The organism is Prescottella sp. D32, assembly GCF_037287305.1.
Classification (GTDB): domain Bacteria; phylum Actinomycetota; class Actinomycetes; order Mycobacteriales; family Mycobacteriaceae; genus Prescottella; species Prescottella equi.
The window spans coordinates 658,104-674,147 of the sequence record NZ_JARBSW010000002.1; the positions used below are offsets into that span (position 1 = coordinate 658,104).

General features: G+C 66.9%; 15 protein-coding genes. 6 read left to right on the plus strand and 9 right to left on the minus strand.

Annotation, left to right across the window (positions count from 1 at the left end; genetic code table 11):
- Positions 1 to 10 precede the first annotated feature (10 nt).
- The 4 genes from PSS76_RS12770 to PSS76_RS12785 form a co-directional block, all read right to left on the minus strand.
- Positions 11 to 1,006 carry an NAD(P)-dependent oxidoreductase gene (locus PSS76_RS12770; protein ID WP_233282339.1) on the minus strand — a complete coding sequence of 332 codons (996 nt, stop codon included), beginning with the start codon at positions 1,004 to 1,006 and terminating at the stop codon, positions 11 to 13.
- Positions 915 to 2,366 carry an MFS transporter gene (locus PSS76_RS12775; RefSeq protein ID WP_337456239.1) on the minus strand — a complete coding sequence of 484 codons (1,452 nt, stop codon included), beginning with the start codon at positions 2,364 to 2,366 and terminating at the stop codon, positions 915 to 917. The genes PSS76_RS12770 and PSS76_RS12775 overlap by 92 nt, the downstream gene beginning before the upstream one ends.
- A gap of 120 nt (positions 2,367 to 2,486) precedes the next feature.
- The gene (locus tag PSS76_RS12780) at positions 2,487 to 3,212 is read right to left on the minus strand and encodes a hypothetical protein (protein WP_337456240.1); all 726 of its coding nucleotides are present in this window, start codon (positions 3,210 to 3,212) and stop codon (positions 2,487 to 2,489) included.
- A 41-nt stretch (positions 3,213 to 3,253) separates the two neighbouring features.
- Positions 3,254 to 4,672: a short-chain fatty acyl-CoA regulator family protein gene (locus tag PSS76_RS12785; RefSeq protein WP_049799592.1), complete on the minus strand. Its 1,419-nt coding sequence runs from the start codon at positions 4,670 to 4,672 to the stop codon at positions 3,254 to 3,256.
- A gap of 171 nt (positions 4,673 to 4,843) precedes the next feature.
- On the opposite strand from PSS76_RS12785, the gene prpD reads away from it, so the two are divergent.
- From prpD to PSS76_RS12800, 3 genes are read left to right on the plus strand one after another with little or no spacing between them, the layout of a single operon-like run.
- On the plus strand, positions 4,844 to 6,346 hold the full coding sequence (prpD, locus tag PSS76_RS12790; protein WP_337456241.1) for a 2-methylcitrate dehydratase PrpD: 1,503 nt from the start codon (positions 4,844 to 4,846) through the stop codon (positions 6,344 to 6,346).
- Between the two features lies 1 nt (position 6,347).
- Positions 6,348 to 7,286: a methylisocitrate lyase gene (gene prpB / locus PSS76_RS12795; protein WP_337456242.1), complete on the plus strand. Its 939-nt coding sequence runs from the start codon at positions 6,348 to 6,350 to the stop codon at positions 7,284 to 7,286.
- Entirely contained in the window at positions 7,283 to 8,404 is a 1,122-nt protein-coding gene (locus PSS76_RS12800; RefSeq protein ID WP_337456244.1) for a bifunctional 2-methylcitrate synthase/citrate synthase, read from the plus strand. Before prpB ends, PSS76_RS12800 begins: the two co-directional genes overlap by 4 nt.
- 172 nt (positions 8,405 to 8,576) lie before the next feature.
- Here PSS76_RS12800 and PSS76_RS12805 read toward each other — a convergent pair whose 3' ends face one another.
- Positions 8,577 to 10,022, minus strand: a complete 1,446-nt coding sequence (locus PSS76_RS12805) for an MFS transporter (RefSeq protein WP_064057895.1) — start codon at positions 10,020 to 10,022, stop codon at positions 8,577 to 8,579.
- A gap of 194 nt (positions 10,023 to 10,216) precedes the next feature.
- Positions 10,217 to 10,834, minus strand: a complete 618-nt coding sequence (locus PSS76_RS12810; RefSeq protein ID WP_231849562.1) for a hypothetical protein — start codon at positions 10,832 to 10,834, stop codon at positions 10,217 to 10,219.
- Between the two features lie 224 nt (positions 10,835 to 11,058).
- On the opposite strand from PSS76_RS12810, the gene PSS76_RS12815 reads away from it, so the two are divergent.
- Together PSS76_RS12815 and PSS76_RS12820 are read left to right on the plus strand one after the other, a co-directional pair.
- Complete coding sequence (locus tag PSS76_RS12815) at positions 11,059 to 11,772, plus strand: SOS response-associated peptidase (protein WP_013414987.1); 714 nt, start codon at positions 11,059 to 11,061, stop codon at positions 11,770 to 11,772.
- Between the two features lie 182 nt (positions 11,773 to 11,954).
- Entirely contained in the window at positions 11,955 to 12,725 is a 771-nt protein-coding gene (locus tag PSS76_RS12820) for an IclR family transcriptional regulator (RefSeq protein WP_005515198.1), read from the plus strand.
- Between the two features lie 131 nt (positions 12,726 to 12,856).
- On the opposite strand, the gene PSS76_RS12825 is transcribed toward PSS76_RS12820, so the two are convergent.
- From PSS76_RS12825 to PSS76_RS12835, 3 genes are all read right to left on the minus strand, one after another.
- Positions 12,857 to 14,017 carry a 3-ketosteroid-9-alpha-monooxygenase, oxygenase component gene (locus tag PSS76_RS12825; protein WP_013414986.1) on the minus strand — a complete coding sequence of 387 codons (1,161 nt, stop codon included), beginning with the start codon at positions 14,015 to 14,017 and terminating at the stop codon, positions 12,857 to 12,859.
- A gap of 89 nt (positions 14,018 to 14,106) precedes the next feature.
- Positions 14,107 to 14,379, minus strand: coding sequence for a hypothetical protein (locus tag PSS76_RS12830; protein WP_013414985.1), 273 nt, complete (start codon positions 14,377 to 14,379; stop codon positions 14,107 to 14,109).
- 101 nt (positions 14,380 to 14,480) lie between these two features.
- Positions 14,481 to 15,236, minus strand: a complete 756-nt coding sequence (locus PSS76_RS12835; RefSeq protein ID WP_013414984.1) for an SDR family NAD(P)-dependent oxidoreductase — start codon at positions 15,234 to 15,236, stop codon at positions 14,481 to 14,483.
- A gap of 185 nt (positions 15,237 to 15,421) precedes the next feature.
- Between PSS76_RS12835 and PSS76_RS12840 the strand changes: the two genes are divergently transcribed.
- Positions 15,422 to 16,003, plus strand: a complete 582-nt coding sequence (locus PSS76_RS12840) for a TetR/AcrR family transcriptional regulator (RefSeq protein WP_005515203.1) — start codon at positions 15,422 to 15,424, stop codon at positions 16,001 to 16,003.
- Positions 16,004 to 16,044: the final 41 nt, after the last annotated feature.

A 16,044-nucleotide genomic window follows, 5' to 3' on the forward strand; every position in this document is an offset into this window, starting at 1 on the left:
CCGGGGACCACTAAGGTAACCCGGCCCGCCGCCGGGTGGCCTCGGTGACAGCGGACCAGTCCTGGTCGGCCTGCCCGTGGGCGAGCGCGTCGAGGAACAGATCCTCGAGTACGCTGCCGAAGGGCAGGCCGACGTTCACGGCGTGCGCCTGGGCGAGCGCCAGGCGGACGTCCTCGAGTCCCAACGGCAGTCTGAAACCCGCGGGTTCGTAGCGGCGCTGCGCGATCATCGCGCCGTATCCCTGGTAGACGCCACCGGGGAACAGGCTGTCGTTCATGATCTCCATCAGCAGTTCGGGCGAACCGCCGACCTTCTCGGCGACCGTCGTGGCCTCCGCCATTGCCTGAATCGCGTTGGCGATCAGATAGTTTCCCAGAATCTTGACCACATTGGCCTGCGCGGGATCCTCGCCGATCCGCCACGTGCGTCGCCCGATGACGTCGAGCATCGGCGCCACCACGTCGATCGCACCCGGATCCCCCGCCGCTAGTACGGTCAGCTGTCCCGCCTCGGCCACCTCGGCACGCCCGAACACCGGCGCCGCCACGTAGAAGATTCCCCGTTCACTCAGGGCCGCTTCCGCCTCACCGGACTTTCCCGGGCTGACCGTGGCCAGATTGACATGCACGGAACCCTGTTTCGCGGCCTGCAACGACGGCGCCGACAACACCGACTCGGTGAAGGCGCCGTCGTCGGCCAGTGAACTGAACACGACGGACTTGTGAAGCACATCGGCAAGATCGGGCGCCTCGGACGCCCCGTAGTCGACGACGTCGGCGGCCTTGCCCGGACTTCGATTCCACACCGTCACGTCGTAGCCGGCCCGGGCGAGATTGCGCGCCATCGGCCTGCCCATCGTGCCCATACCCAGAAATCCGATGTCCACGTCAGGCTCCTCGTGGTCGGGACCGCGGTCACACGGTTCGCTCCACTGTAACGCCGTCGGGGTCGCTCGGAACCGACTCCGCCGCCGCGCTCCGGAAAAGCAGCGTTGTGGCAACGGCACCGATCAGCGCAGCGACCGCGGCGCCCAGGAAGGCCGCCGAGAACCCGTCGGTCAGGGCTACCGGGTCACCGATCCGGTCGGCGCCGTAGGCAGCCGCGATGGCGGTCATGGCGGCGAGACCGATGGCCGAGCCCACCTGGTAGCTCGTGTTGACGATGCCGGAAGCGAGCCCGCCCTCCTCTGGTCGCGCCGCGGAGATCGCGGTGCCGAGAGTCGGGATGAAGGCGAGCGACATGCCGAGCGCCGCAACCAAGGACGCGGGAAGCACGTCGGTGACGAACGAACCGTCGGGACGCACGAAGGACAGCCAGACCATGCCGGCCGCGAGGAGCAGCAATCCGGCAACCGTCATGTTCTTCGGCCCGAATCGGCCGATTGCCCGAGGTGCGAGCACGACCATGCCGATCATGATCAGTACCGTCATGGGCACCAGGGCCGCGCCGCTGGGGAACGCGGTGTAGCCGAGGACCTGCTGCAGGTACAGGTTGAGGAAGAACCACATCGGGATCCAGGCGGCACCGAGGAGCAGTTGGGCCAGATTGGCAGCGCCGAGGTTGGGAGCCCGGAAGATGCCGAGACGGATCAGCGGTTCGCGACGGGTCGCCTGCAACGCGACGAATCCGACGAGCAGCGCAGCGGCACCTGCGAGAACGAGCCAGGTGCGGGCCGAACCCCACCCGACCACCGGCGCCTGGACGATCCCGTAGACGAGGGCCGCCAGGCCCGCGGTGACGCTGACGGCGCCGAGCACGTCGATCCGACTGCGGGCGACGAGCCCTCCGGGCGGCATGAGAGCAGGGGTGACGGCCAGAATGATCAGAGCGATCGGGATGTTGATGTAGAAAACCCATGGCCAGCTGGCATATTCGGTGATCAGGCCTCCGAAGAACACGCCGGCGGTCCCACCCGCAGGCGCCGCGGCGCCGTAGAGCGCGAACGCCTTGGTCAGTTCGCGAGGGTTACCACCGAAGAGCATCATCAACATCGCCAGGGCAGACGGAGCGATCAGCGCCGCACCGGCGCCCTGCACCGCGCGCCCGGCGAGTTCGACGCCGACATCGGACGCCATCCCTGCCGCGGCCGAACCGGCGATCAGCGTCACCCAGCCGGCGGTGAAGACCCGGCGCGCACCGAAGAGGTCCGACAGCTTGCCGCCGAGAAGCAACAGTCCCCCGAACGCCACGACGTAAGCGTTGAACACCCACGACAGGTTCTCCTGGGAAAATCCCAGGTCGTCCTGCATCTGCGGCAGCGCGACGCCGATGATCGAGGTGTCCATGATGACCATGAACTGGGCAGCCGCGATGACGGCAAGGCCCAGCCAGCGACGAGATGCCGGCGGCGAACTGTGGTTGGACATGTTCTCTCCTCCAAACGTATTCGGATCGATCGACATCTTCGTTGATACCCTAGGGGGGTATTGTATGTCTATGATTCGATCGGAACCGCCGGCCGGGACGACCGGGGAGGGAAGGACCGCCTATGCGGTCTCGGGAGGTGAGGCGTAAAGGACCAATGCGCCGAGAGGCGACGTCAGCGCCAGGTCACGGAGCTCGGCCACGAGCGCGTAGCGTCCCGGAGGGAGATCTTCGACATCGCGGGTAACAATGTTGACCCGCAGATACATTCGATCACCTGGCGCGATGTCGGGCAGTCTCGGCGCATCCGAGAACAAGAACAATCCCGGCACGATCCGCTGGCCGTTCTCGTCGAGAATCCAGCCGTGGACGGTCGTGCGGTCCCCCGCTTCGTCGACCCACGTCGTGTCCGCGGTGTTCACCAACTCGATCGTCACGCCGGGCAGCGCCCCGGCCCTGCAGGTGTGCTCACCCGCCCAGCGCAGTTCCAGACCGACACGGCGGGCAGCGCGGCAGCGGTGCACCCGGTGCGGACCGGGGTGCGCGCCAACCGTCCGGACCCCGTCTGCGTCGCCGACGAACACCAGCGCCCACGCATCCGACACCTCCCCGTGTGGAGCGGCGAAGACCTCGCGAGCTTCCGTGGCGTCTGCGCGGCGCGGGAAGAGCGGGCGCCACCCCCGACGCGGGAGGTCTAACACGGCGTCCGGGGACCTCATCTCGACGCGACTGTCACCGAGAAGATCCCACAACGACGACCCCGGCCCGTCCAGGTCGGCCGGGTCCACTTCGACCGATCCGACCTGGACCAGATCGGCTTCGGGACCGGATCCGGGATCCGTGCTCACTCCCCAACCGTGTCACACGACGGATCCGCATGCCGCCGGTTTCACGACGCCGGCGGATACGGCAGCCGACTGCTGAAGTCGACGTCCACGCGCACCGGGCGGCCGATCTGCGGAAATGCGCGCTGCGCGCAGTTCGTCCGCTCGCAGATCTTGCACCCGGCCCCGATCGGAACCGGCGACACCTGCTCGTCGAGGCGGAGGCCGCGCGAGTAGACGAGACGGTCTGCATGGGTTATGTCGCAGCCGAGGCCGACGGCGAAGCTACGGTCCGGCGTCCCGTACGGGCGGGCGCCGTCGTCGGTGGTGCGGGCGATCCACAGGTACGTTCGGCCGTCCGGCATCTGCGCCACCTGGGTGACGATGCGCCCCGGGGTGCCGAACGCGTCGTGGACCACCCACAACGGACAGCTACCGCCTACGCGAGAGAAGTGGAATGCCGTGGCGGACTGCCGCTTCGAGATGTTCCCGGCTCGGTCGGTACGGACGAAGAAGAACGGCACCCCGCGCCGATTGGGGCGCTGCAGCGTCGAGAGCCGGTGGCAGACGGTCTCGAAGCCCACCTCGAACTGCAGCGCGAGCATCTCGATGTCGTAGTGCAGGTGCTCGGCGGCGTCGAGGAACTGGGTGTACGGCAGCAGCAGCGCCCCCGCGAAGTAGTTCGCCAGGCCGATCTTCGCCAGTTCCCGGGCATTCTCACTCAGGCCGGTCGCCGCCTCGAGCTGTCGCTCGATCACCGCCGACTGCGTGAGAAACGCCAGCTGAGTGGCGATCTGGAAGGCACGCTGCCCCGGCGAGAGCTGCCGCGACAGCGTGAGGATGCGATTGGTCGCGTCGTAGACGCGTTTCGGCCCGGGCCGGTGCGGCGGATCGGTGCGCAGGCGGACGACGATGTCATGTTCGGATTCGAGCAGTGCCGTCAGCTGTGTGTCCAACGATCCGATCCGGAGTCCGCCTTCGACGAACAGCTGCTCGGCGGCGTCGTCAAGCTGCGCGATGTGATTGTGACTGTCGTAGAAGAAGTCTCGCACCTCTTCGAACGGCATCGGCACCCCGTCGCCCGCAGCGGTGGGCGTCGCCAGATGAGCGCTGAACTGCTCGAGCTGCTCGGTCGCGGCCTGCAGCCTACGGTGGACACCGACGAGCGCGTGCCCGATCTCCGGCATGCGGGCGACGAACTCCTCGATGGTGGACGCGGACGGCGCCGGAGTACCGAGGGTCGTCAGCACGTCCTGCAAGTCGGCGGCCAGGCGCGCGTCGGACTCCGCGGCGAAGAAGTGGGCGTCGAGGTCGAACGTCGTATTGAGCTTGAGCAGCACGGGCACCGTCAGCGGCCGCTGGTCGTTCTCGAGCTGATTCACGTAGCTCGCCGACAGATCCAGGATGCGTGCGAGCGCGAGCTGCGTCAGACCACGCTCCTCACGCAGCCGGCGCAAGCGCGGACCGCCGTAGATCTTCTGCACCCTCGTGTCCTTCCACTCGCCCCCACTCAAGCACAGCCGATGCCATTCGCACCATTCGCAAACTCGGTCGATCCACACCACAAAAGTACGCATATTCAGGCTCTTTACCGCCGAACCCGGCCTGCATACGCTGCGAAAACAGCAGCACCGGCCACATCGGAGGACACAGCGTTGAAGACACATCCCGTTCGTACCCGCCTCTCCGCGGAGAACTTCCCCAAGCACGAACACCTCGCGTGGAAGATCGCCGAGGTCGCAACCGACCCGGTCGAGGTACCGGCCGACACCTCGGAGATGATCGTCAACCGGATCATCGACAACGCGGCCGTCGCCGCCGCGTCCGTGACCCGTCGTCCCGTCGCGAACGCCCGGGCCCAGGCGCTGGCGCACCCGTACGCCCCCGGTTCGACGGTCTTCGGTGTCGGTGGCACCTTCTCGCCCGAGTGGGCGGCGTGGGCGAACGGTGTCGCGGTGCGTGAGCTCGACTTCCACGACACGTTCCTGGCCGCGGAGTACTCGCATCCGGGCGACAACATCCCGTCGATCCTCGCGGTCGCACAACACACCGGCCGCGGCGGCGCCGACCTGATCCGCGGTCTGGCCACCGGCTACGAGATCCAGGTGGACCTGGTGCGGACGATCTGCCTGCATGAGCACAAGATCGACCACGTCGCGCACCTCGGCCCGTCCGCCGCCGCCGGCATCGGCACGCTGCTCGGCCTCGACACCGAGACGGTCTACCAGGCGATCGGCCAGGCGCTGCACACCACCACGGCGACCCGTCAGTCCCGCAAGGGCGAGATCTCGAGCTGGAAAGCCTACGCGCCGGCGTTCGCCGGGAAGATGGCCGTGGAGGCCGTCGACCGGGCGATGCGCGGTGAGGGTGCCCCGTCCCCGATCTGGGAGGGCGAGGACGGTGTCATCGCCTGGCTGCTCGGTGGCCCGAACGCGGAATACGCTGTGCCGCTGCCCGGCCCGGGCGAGGCGAAGCGCGCGATCCTCGACACCTACACCAAGGAGCACTCCGCGGAGTACCAGAGCCAGGCTCCCATCGACCTGGCCCGCCGGATGCGCGAGCGCATCGGCGACCTGGACCAGATCGCGTCGATCGTGCTGCACACCAGCCACCACACCCACGTCGTGATCGGCACCGGCTCGAACGATCCGCAGAAGTTCGATCCGTTCGCCAGCCGTGAGACCCTCGACCATTCGGTGATGTACATCTTTGCGGTCGCGCTGCAGGACGGCACGTGGCACCACGAACGCTCGTACGCACCCGAGCGCGCGCAGCGCCCCGACACGATCGAGCTGTGGAAGAAGATCTCCACCGCCGAGGATCCGGAGTGGACCCGCCGCTACCACTCGACCGACCCGGACGAGAAGGCCTTCGGCGCCCGCGCCGAGGTCACGTTGAAGAGCGGCGAGGTGATCGTCGACGAGCTCGCGATCGCCGACGCGCACCCGCTCGGTGCCCGGCCCTTCTCGCGCGACCAGTACATCGCGAAGTTCCGCACCCTCGCCGAGGGCGTCGTCGATCCGGCCGAGCAGGACCGCTTCCTCGACGCCGCGCAGCGCACCCCCGATCTGAAGGCCGGCGAGCTGAACCAGCTCACGTTCACCGTCTCGGACGCCGTTCTCGCCCGCTCCCCCGAGTCGCCGAAGGGACTGTTCTGACATGACCGGTCTCATCGCCGCTTCCACCTCCGCGGCCGACAAGCGCATCGCTTTCCGCGGGGGCCTGTCGTCGGGCAAGATCCAGCGCCTGCCCGGTGCGATCAACCCGTTGAGCGCCAAGCTGATCCAGGAGATCGGTTTCGAGGGCGTGTACGTCTCCGGCGGCGCTTTCTCCGCTGCGCTCGGACTGCCTGACATCGGGCTGACCACGCTCACCGAAGTTGTCGCGCACGGCGGGCAGATCGCCGGGATCACCGATCTGCCGGTGCTCATCGACGCCGACACCGGTTTCGGTGAGCCGATGTCGGCGGCGCGCACCGTCCTTGCCGCCGAGGACGCCGGTATCGCCGGCCTGCACCTCGAGGATCAGGTGAATCCCAAGCGGTGTGGACACCTCGACGGCAAGGCCATCGTCCCCACCGACGAGATGGTTCGTCGCCTGCGCGCCGCCGTGACGGCTCGGCGGGACCCGAACTTCGTGATCTGCGCCCGCACCGACGCCGCCGGCATCGGATACGACGCAGCCTCCGGCAAGACCGGCATCGACGCCGCAATCGAGCGGGCCAAGGCCTACGCGGACGCCGGCGCCGACCTGATCTTCACCGAGGCCCTGCACACCGAGGCGGACTTCGCGAAGTTCCGCGCCGCGGTGGATATCCCGCTGCTCGCGAACATGACCGAGTTCGGCAAGTCCCGATTGATCCCCGCGCAGACGCTCGAGGACATCGGCTACAACGCGGTGATCTACCCGGTCACCACGCTGCGGCTGGCGATGGGCGCCATCGAGCGGGGCCTACGCGAGATCCACGCGACCGGCACGCAGGAGGGGCAGCTCGATCAGATGCAGACCCGGTCGCGGTTGTACGAACTGCTCGAGTACGAGCGCTACAACGAATTCGATTCCGGAGTCTTCAACTTCACGCTCGGAGGGAACCAATGACGAATGCAGTCCCGACGATCTACAAAGGCCTGGCCGGCGTCGTCGTCGACACCACCGCGATCTCGAAGGTCGTCCCCGAGACCAACTCGCTGACCTACCGCGGCTACGCGGTCCAGGACTTGGCGGCGAACTGCACCTTCGAACAGGTCGCGTACCTCCTGTGGAACGGTGAGCTGCCCTCGGACGCCCAGCTCGAACTCTTCTGCCAGCGCGAGCGGGCCAGCCGCCGTGCGGACCGGTCGCTGCTCGCGCTGGTGGCGAAGATGCCGGACAACTGTCACCCGATGGACGTGGTGCGCACCGCGATCAGCTTCCTCGGCGCGGAAGACCCGGAGGAGGCAGACAGCTCTCCGAAGGCCAACCGCGAGAAGGCTCTTCGCATGATGGCGGTGCTGCCGACGATCGTCGCCGCCGATCATCGCCGGCGCCACGGTCTCGACCCGATCGCGCCGCACAGCCACCTCGGCTTCGCCGAGAACTTCCTGAACATGTGCTTCGGCGAGATCCCCGATCAGGAGATCGTCAGGGCCTTCGAGGTGTCGCTGATCCTGTACGCGGAGCACAGCTTCAATGCCTCGACCTTCGCCGCCCGCGTGGTGACCTCGACGCTGTCCGACATCTACAGCGCCGTCACCGCCGCGATCGGCACCCTCAAGGGACCGCTGCACGGCGGCGCCAACGAGGCGGTCATGCACGGCATGCTCGAGATCGGCGAACCCGAACGCGCCGAGTCCTGGCTGCGCGGCAAGCTGGCCCGCAAGGAAAAGGTGATGGGCTTCGGGCACCGCGTCTACAAGAACGGTGACTCGCGCGTCCCGACCATGCGTCAGGCGTTCCTCGACGTCGCCGCGAGGACCGGCGGCGACAAGTGGGTCCGGATGTACCAGATCCTCGAGCGCACCATGAGCGAGGCGACAGGCATCGCGCCCAACCTCGACTTTCCCACCGGGCCCGCGTACTACCTGATGGGCTTCGACATCGAGATCTTCACACCCATCTTCGTGATGAGTCGCATCACCGGGTGGACCGCGCACATCATCGAACAGGGCGAGTCCAACGCCCTGATCCGACCGCTCAGCGAGTACACCGGCGTGCCGCAGCGCTCGGTGGTGGCCTGAGCCGGTGGCACACAGGTTCTGCCGGGATCACACCGCGGTTCGACTACGACAAGGTGTGTGTTCCCGGGAAGTACTGTGTGACGCGACGCCGCGGAGGACGTGAGGCCGCGAATACCTCGGGGCCTGCACCGGATGACGGTGCAGGCCCCGAGGCGCCGAAAGCGTTGCGGGACTATCCCTCGCCGCGTCGTCCGACGGTGATACCGAAGGCCAGGACCGCGCCGAGCAGTGCGGCGCCGGCGGCGACCATGAAGGCCACGAAGAACCCGTCCGAGCTGTAGACGGGGCCGGCGGGGCCGACCGTCATGACGTGCTGCGCCAACAGCGCGAAGCCCACCGAGGACAGCATGCCGCCGAACATCGACTGCGACAGACCGGTGAAGTTGGCGCCGATCGCGCGCTGGTCCTCGGGCAGCGCCATCATCACCAGGTTCGGGATCGCGGCGTAGATCATCGAACCGAAGCCGATGAGACCGTACGCGCACACGACCTGCCACGCCTGGTCCGGCGTCGTCGCCAGCCAGGTGGCACCCAGCGCGATGAGGACGGCGCCGAGAACGAGGTGCTGACGGAAGCCGATGCGCTTCGCCGTCGCGCCGACGAAGACGCCACCGAGGACGATCAGGCAACCGCCGGGCAGCATCCACAGCGCCATGTCGGTGACTGTGAGTCCGAAGCCGTAGTCGGCCGCTTCCTTCGGGGTCTGCAGCAGCATCGGAATGAGCGTCGCGGTGAGCGTCGTCGCTCCGTAGGCGATGCCGCCGGCGAGCAGCGTGATGCCGACCTTGCGGCTGGCGAGCACGTCGATGCTGATGAGCGGTTCGGGCACGCGGCGCTCCCAGACGACCCAGGCGACCGCGAAGACGACGGTGACGGCGAGCGTGCCGAGGGTCTTTCCGCTCAGCCAGCCCCAACCGGCGCCCAAGGACAGCGCGAGCATGACGGTGAACAGCGCGACGGTGAGCAGGAAGGCGCCGAGCCAGTCGACGGAAACCTTGGCACGCACCGGAGTTTCGGGGACGAAGAACAGCGTCAGCAGTCCGCCCACGGCGCACAGCCCGAAGGAGAACCAGAACACCGACGAGACACCGGAGTGGTCGAGCATGTAGCCCGAGATCAGTGGCGCGACGACGGTGACGACACCGACGCCGGTGTTCGCTATGGAGATCGACATGGCCTGCAGGCGAGCCGGGAACACGTCGCGGATCAGCGAGTAACCGAGCGCGGTGAAGGCGAAGCCGACACCGGACAGGAAGCGGCCGACCAGCAGGATCGGGAACGTCGGCGCAACCGCCGAGATGAGCGCACCGAGGCTCGCGATCGCGGCGGTGACCACGAGAATGCGCTTCTTGCCGTAGACGTCGGCGAGCTTCCCGAGAATCGGCGACGCGATGGCCGCCGCCAGAACCAGCGCCGTCATCACCCAGACCACCTGCGTGGTCTTGTACTCCGCAGCGATCTTCGGGAGCGCGGGAGTGAAGAGGGCGAAGGCAAGCGCCGCCTGCTCGGTGAGCAGAACGAGGATCAGCAGGACACGGATCCAGTACCCGGTCGAGCCGCCGGCATCGCCGGGGCCCCGCACGGGGGCTGCGTCGCCCTGAGAGACGGAGACTGCCATTTCTACCTACACATTCCGGTCTGGGGTCCAACAGTGACCGGACGCACATTAGGAGGTGAGACGGGACTCACCTTCATCGCTTCCCGATGAACGGGAAGGTGGCATGGATCGACGGACGCACCCCCGCCGCCGACGCGCCGTCTTCGACCAATCCGATTGCCGCTTCGTCACTTTCGCGGAGCACCGGGCCCCGCTCAGGCAAGGGCGTCGAACACCTCCGCCCAGTTGCCCCCGGCTACCTCCATCGCATTCGCGATCTCGCGGAGGATGTCGCGTGCGATCTGCTCACGCGTGGACCCGTCGTCGGGATCCTCCGTTCCCTTGATCGCCCTGATGCCCTCCCCCGCCGCGGTGAATTGCTCCTTCCACTGCCCGGCGGACGACAGAAGGAATCTCAGGTGGTACGGAAAGCTGAAGTCGGGCATCGGTATCCCGGATTCCGCGACGCGCTCGAGCGAGGTGACGATCGACCGCAGTCGCGCGGACTCGAAGGTGCACGACTCGGGCTCCGCCAATTCGGAGGACCCGACGGATCCGTCGACCAGACCCTGCCAGTACTCACGATCGTGGAGACCGTCTCGCTGTTCCATGTGGGTCTCCGCGAACACCGCCATGAGTCCGCTGTCGCTGATGAGCGGGGACAGGACCAGATCCTCGCTGTAGTCGTAACCGAAGAAGTACCGTGTGCCGTCGACCTCGATGGACTCGATTCCGCCGATGTGGCGGTAATCCCGAAGCAGCGGCACGGGAATGTCCGGCGCCGCGTCGGCACCGTCGGGTACTCCACTCTCGCCGCATCCCTGGGATCTCATCGCCGTTCCTTTCATCCACGATTCCGACCTTGTTGCCCGCAGTCGATCGAGTGTACGAATCGGCGCTCCGGGGGAGCCCACGGGAGCGCAGCCCGGACGCATGCCGTCCGAGGGGGCGACCGCACGCATCCGGGCCTTTCCGGGTCGGCAGCGCGCTCTGCCGCGCAAGTGTCCGTGGTGCGGATATCGTTCGCGAGGTACCTGCGACGACGGGAGACGCGCGCGTGTGTGGACGGTATGCCTCGACCACGACCGACAAGGAACTGCGCTCGCTGTTCGATGTGGCCGAGTCGGTGGGCCCCGAAGTGCCGCCGTCGTACAACGTCGCCCCCACCCGACAGGTTCGCGTCGTGCTCGAACGCGCGCCCCGCAGGGAGCCGCGAGCAGGCGCCGAGCGGCAGCTCAGGACCGCCAAGTGGGGTCTGGTACCGGCGTGGTCGAAGGACCCGAAGATCGGCTCCCGGTTGATCAACGCCCGCTCGGAGACGATCACCGAGAAGCCCAGCTTCCGATCGGCCGCCGCGAAGCGCCGCTGCATCATCCCGGCGGACGGATACTTCGAATGGATGAAAGACGCCGAAGGAAAGAAGATTCCGTACTTCCTCCACGGCGACGACCCGGTCCTCGCGATGGCCGGCCTCTACGAGCTGTGGCCGGACCCGTCCAAGGCCGAGGACGATCCAGACCGCTGGCTGTGGACCACCACCGTGCTCACCACACAGGCGACGGATGCGACCGGACACATCCATGACCGCTCCCCTGTCATCCTGCCCGCGTCGTTCTGGGAGCACTGGCTCGACCCCTCGATCACCGACCGCGACGAAGTGCAGGCGATGGTCAACTCCATCCCCGAACCGCATCTGCAGCCCTACCAAGTGAGCACGGCGGTCAACAACGTCGAGAACGACCGTCCGGAGCTGCTGAACCCGGTCGGCTAGGACGAGAAGTAGAGCGGCGCCGGACCGCTCCGGGCCTCATGGCATCGGGATCCGGTGCATCACCGAAATGAATCGACGGGGCCGCTGGAGCGACGCGGCTCACGCTGATACAGTTCGCACCACTTGATTGAACGCTTGCTCAATCAGACTGGAATGCGAGCACCCTGGAGGTTCAGAACGTCATGACGACGACAGACGCAAGCTCCCCCATCGCAGTCATCGACCGTGTCGCAGTCCTGCTGGACGCATTCCGGGAAGCCGAGCGGTTGACCCTGTCGGAGCTCTCGCGGCGCACCGGGTTTCCCCGGTCGTCGACGCACCGCATGCTGCTGCAACTGGTTCGGATCGGATGGATCCGCCGACACGGGCACGCCTACGAACTCGGCATGAAGATGCTCGAGCTCGGCTCCCTCGCGCAGCACCACGATCGTGTGCACCAGGCGGCCCTGCCGGTGATGCACGAACTGCACAACGCCACCGGACTCGTCGTCCACCTCGCGGTGCTCGACGGCCCCGACGTGCTGTACCTCGAGAAGATCGGCGGCCGTTTCACGCTGTCGGTCCCGTCGCGCGTCGGCGGGCGCCAGCCCGCCCACCGCACCGCGATCGGCAAGGCGCTGCTCGCAAGCTCGCGGATCGATGCCGAGTCGGTCATGCCGCATCCGGTGGTAGGCCCCACGCCGAACTCCATCGGCGATGCGGCGCGACTGCGCGTGGAGCTCGCACGAATCCGTGAGCAGAGCATCGCGCACGATCGGGACGAGACCACCGTCGGCGTCTCCTGCGTGGCAGCGGCGATCGGCGACGGCAAGAACACCGTCGGCGCGGTCTCGGTGTGCGGCCCCACCAAGAGCATGAACAGCTCGGCACTGGTGGCACCGGTCCGCATGGCCGCGCTCGCGACGTGGCGGCACATGACGAGCAGCCGCACCCTGCGCCCCATCCCTGCCTGACACTCCCCCACACGACGAAGGGGTGGTTCCGCCGGTCGGCGGAACCACCCCTTCGTCGTTGCCCGCACCCGCGAAAACAACTGTGCCCCTGCCCGATGATCGGCAGGGGCACAGTCGGTGCCGTCGGCGGACTAGACGTCGGCAACCAGCTCGACGGGCTTGACGCCGTTCGCCACGTTGTCCGCGACGACGTCACGCCAGTTCTGCTGAGCGCGGGTCGTGTCGACCTCGAACTCGAAGCGCTTGGTCATGTCCTCCGTGACGTCTGCGACGTCCACGTAGAACTGCTGGTACCAGCGACGCAACTGGTAGACCGGGCCGTCTTCCTCGGTCAGCAGCGGGTTCTCGATACGGCTCTTGTGGTTCCAGATCGCGATGTCCTGCTTGAACTGGTGCTCGACGCCCTCCGTGAACTGCTCCGCCATCGCCTTGGCGTCCTCGTCCGACAACCCCTCGGTCCGCTTGACGATGGTGCCCCACTGCAGGATGAACGAGTTGTTCGTGATCGGGTAGTGGCAGTTCGCCAGCTTCGTCTCGACCTTGATGTCGCCGGCAACCGTGTAGACGGTGTCGAGCATGAAAGACGGGCCGAAGTACGAAGCGTCCGAAATGGTTTCCGCCTCGGCCATCCCGAGCTGGACACCGGTCTGGATGTCGTCACGCCCACCCGACCGCATCACCTGGGTCGCGACGTGGCCCTCGAAGACGTTCTTGAAGTAGGTCGGGATCTGGAAGTGCACGTAGAAGAAGTGCGCCATGTCCACCACGTTGTCGACGATCTCGCGGCAGTGCGAACCCTCGACGACGTAGGTGTTCCAGCTCCAGTCGCTCCAGCCACCCTCGTCGTAGCCCTCGATCTGCGGGATCGTGACTTCGGCCGGCGGCGGGTTGCCCTCCGGGTCGTTGTAGACGAAGAGGAGACCGTTGCGCTCGAGCTTGACCCACGCCTTGGTCTTGGCGACCGGAGGAACACGACGCGCGTAGGGGATGTCGGTGCACTTGCCCTTGCCGTTCCAGCGCCAGTCGTGGAACGGGCAGGCGATGGTGTCACCCTTGATCTCGCCCATCGCGAGGTTGCCACCCATGTGACGGCAGAACGCGTCGAGCACCTGCAGCTCGCCCTTGCTGTCCTCGAACACCACCAGGTCGGTGCCGAAGATCTTGACCTGGTGCGGCTTTCCGTCACGGAAGTCCTGCGCGCGGCCGATGCAGTGCCAGCCGCGAGCGAAGCGGTCGGGATTGCTGCCCGCCACGATCTCCCGGACCTCGACGTCGTCGGAAATCTCGGTCATCTTGCCTCCTTCGAAGAAGTGAACGCTTCCCGCCCATGTGCGGGCAGCGTCGAAAAATACGGAATCGCAGAGAATCTGGTTCCGGCGCTTTACGAGTACGGACGGACTTCCGCCGTGGACCCCGAGACCGGCACGGTCCGGTACGACTCGCCCAGACGCCCCTCGGCGACCGCCTCGTCGATGCTCTCGGTCAACGCACCGCACGTGCGCACGTACATGCTGTGCGTTCCGTTCGCCGCGGCGTCACGGAACTCGGCGCACGCCGTCTCCGCATCCTCGAGCCACTGGGTGCTGGTGTGCGTCGAGCTGTACTTCTCGACGAGTACGCGGTTGCCGCACGCTCCGCATTCGACCGGCTGCATTGCGCGATCCTTCCGTTGGAACTGTATTGGTCCACCGTACGAGCAGTGGGCTTGCTCGTTGCTGTCGATTTCCGTTGAGCGGTAAAGAATTCGGTGCTCCACTACCTCAGGAAAGCCTGCCCTCCGTCGACCGGCAGTGAATGCCCCGTTATGTAGCGGGCGGCCGGGCTGCACAGGAACACCACGGCCGGCCCGATGTCCGACTCGGCGTCACCCAGACGACCGAGCGGCACGCTCCGCAGATACTCCCCGTACGCCTCCTGATTCAGCTCTGCCCACTCGTCCATCAACGGGGTCGACGCCAGCGGGAGCACCGCGTTGACTCGGATCCCGTCGCTGCCCCACTCGCACGCGGCGGTGCGCGTGAGCACCCGCACCGCTTCCTTCGCGGCAGCGTAGGCACCGGTACCGGTCGGATCCCATTTCAGCCCGGCGGCGGAGCCGAGGTTGACGATCGAACCGCGACCCTTCAGATGCGGGTGGCACACGCGCATCAGCCGCAGCGTCGCCAGCGGACCCGAGTTCATGCTGCCGTGGTAGTCGTCTTCGCTGACATCCAGGAGCATGCCGTGAGCCGGGGTCTGCGCGTTGTTCACCAGGATCGACAGGCCGCCGTATCGGTCGACCACATCCGCGACCACGGCGTCGATGCGTTCCGCGTCCGTCACGTCACACTGCAGTGCGACGGCGTCACCGCCGCGACGGACGATCTCGTCGGCGGTGTCGACGACCTTCGACAGCGTGCGCCCGACGACCGCGACGCGCGCGCCCTCGGCGGCCAGCGCCAGGGCGATTCCACGTCCGATCCCCTGACCGGCACCCGTCACCAACGCGACGTCGCCCTCGAGTACACCCATCAACTGCTCCCACTTCCGATCTCGGCCACAACTGCCGACCATTGTGATCCAAGACACGATATTGAGCAAGCGATCAATCAATGTAGGATTGCCTGGCCAGGTTGGTCGGGGGCGGTGCGGTCGCAGGTAGCATGAGGCGCCTCGACCGGCAACCGATCGACCCAGGTACAGGGGGAACAACCGCGATGGATCCGCAGGAACGTCGGCGCCAGATACTCGACCGTTCCGGCGAGATCTTCGCGACCAAGGGCATCTCCGCCACGACGGTGCGGGAGATAGCGGACGCCTGCGGCGTCTACTCGGGCACGCTTTACCACTACTTCCCGTCGAAGGAAGCCATCGTCACCGAGATCATCCGGGTGTACGTCGACGAACTCTACGAACGCTGCTCCCAGGTGATCGCCGAGAACCTTCCCCCGATCGAACGCCTCGAGGCCCTCGTACTGGTGGCGATCGACGCCGCCGAACGTCATCGCCACGCCACCGCGATCTGGCAGGTCGAGACGGACTACATGCGCGACAAGATGCTCGAGGCCAGCCTGGACGACAAGGGCGACTTCGCGGCAGGTTTATGGATGCAGTGCATCACCGAGGCCCAGGCGGACGGCGAACTCCGCTCGGATGTCGATGCCGCGACCTTCTACCAACTGATGCGGGACTCGGTGTGGCTCACCAGTCGGTGGTTCCGCGCGTCGCCGCAGAAGTCCAATGCCGACTTCGCCCGCGAGATCACGTCGATCTACATCGACGGACTCCGCGTGCGCTGAGGGCAGCACACAACGAAGGGCGGGACAGGTTTTCACCTGTC